Annotated in this window: 3 protein-coding genes; 1 reads left to right on the top strand and 2 read right to left on the bottom strand. The window is 71.8% G+C overall.

The features are described from left to right. Positions 1 to 169 precede the first annotated feature (169 nt). A complete protein-coding gene (locus ACIKT0_RS18330) occupies positions 170 to 598 on the bottom strand; it encodes an FKBP-type peptidyl-prolyl cis-trans isomerase (protein ID WP_407106756.1) in 429 nt (142 codons plus the stop codon). A gap of 140 nt (positions 599 to 738) precedes the next feature. Between ACIKT0_RS18330 and ACIKT0_RS18335 the strand changes: the two genes are divergently transcribed. Beyond that, positions 739 to 927 carry a hypothetical protein gene (locus ACIKT0_RS18335; RefSeq protein WP_183395363.1) on the top strand — a complete coding sequence of 63 codons (189 nt, stop codon included), beginning with the start codon at positions 739 to 741 and terminating at the stop codon, positions 925 to 927. A 10-nt stretch (positions 928 to 937) separates the two neighbouring features. Here the strand turns inward: ACIKT0_RS18335 and ACIKT0_RS18340 are convergent. Next, on the bottom strand, positions 938 to 1,353 hold a 416-nt coding region (locus ACIKT0_RS18340), incomplete at its 5' end, for a DUF3617 domain-containing protein (protein ID WP_407106757.1).

Here is a 1,353-nt window from a genome sequence, read left to right on the forward strand (position 1 = left end):
CTGTGTGGGCCCGCGTCGCGGGCGACGTCATGGACTTCTGGGCGCTCGGCCCGGCGCTCTCCCGCCACAACCCGAAGCGCGACGCCGCGATGGCGGCGGTCGCCGTGGTGGCCGCCGTCACCGTGATCGACGTGCTGTGCGCCGTCGCCCTGTCCGAGGACGACTGAGCCTACTTCGCCTCGATCAGCTCGACGTCGAAGATCAGCGTGGCGTTCGGCGGGATGACGCCGCCGGCGCCCTGCGCGCCGTAGCCGAGCTCCGGCGGGATGATCAGCGTGCGCTTGCCGCCGACCTTCATGCCCGCCACGCCCTCGTCCCAGCCGGGGATGACGTTGCCGACGCCGAGCCGGAACGTGAAGGGCTGGCCGCGGTCGACGGAGGAGTCGAACTTCTTGCCCTTCTGGCCGCCTTCCTCGAGCCAGCCCGTGTAGTGCACCCGGACCGCGTTGCCGACCTTGGCCGGCGCGCCGGAGCCGACCTGCGTCTCGACGATCTTGAGGCCGGAGGGCGTGGTGGTCGCCTGCTGGGCGGCGGCCGGGGCGACGGCCATCGCCAGAAGGCCGGCCGCGGCGGCGAGGCTTGCGAGCGCGAAGTTCATCCGTGTCTCCTCATCGGTTCGTTCGGGGCGCTTATAGCGCGCCCGCGCCGGCTGTCGCGACGCCGTTACGGAACCACTCGTCTCCGCCGCGCCTTGTAAGACGAGAGCCGCCGCGGGCGGCAGCAGCTGGAGGAGATCGCATGGCCAACGGAGCCGGAGACCTTTGGGGCCTGATGACCGTGGTCGGCGTGGTCATCCTGGGAATCGTGATCGCCTATGCGATGATCCGCAACCGCCGGATGACGCCGCAGGAGAAGGGCGTGTCCGAGCGCGCCACCGACCGGGTTTACGACCAGGAAGCCCGCGACCCCGCCAACCGCAACGCCTGACCGCGCCAGGTCACCGCGCCGGGCCGACGTTGATCACCGTGCCGTTCGGCAGGATCACGTCGCCCGGCTTCTGGGCCGGCGCGCAGTCGCCGAGCCGGCGGGCGTCGATCGTGGTCGAGAACCGCCGTCCGCCGCCGTCCAGCCCGCTCAGCGTGCTGGTCGCCTCGGCCCGCGCCCAGGTCGCGAAATCGCCCGTCACGACGATCTTGTTGTCGACCATCATGCCGCCGGCCTTGCAGATCGCCCCCGCCACATAGCCCTCGGGCGTATCGCGGAAATCGTCGTTGCGGCAGCTCTGGCCGGCCATCGCCTGCCGCACCAGCCGGTCGGTCGCGGCGTCGATGCACTCGCGCGCGCCGCTCCTGCCCGCATTGGTGATCGTCGTGGTCTCCCACAGCCCCGGCGCGCGCTTGGGCGGCGAGGCGG

Origin of the sequence: Hansschlegelia beijingensis (assembly GCF_045505405.1) — a bacterium.
GTDB lineage: Bacteria > Pseudomonadota > Alphaproteobacteria > Rhizobiales > Methylopilaceae > Methylopila > Methylopila beijingensis_A.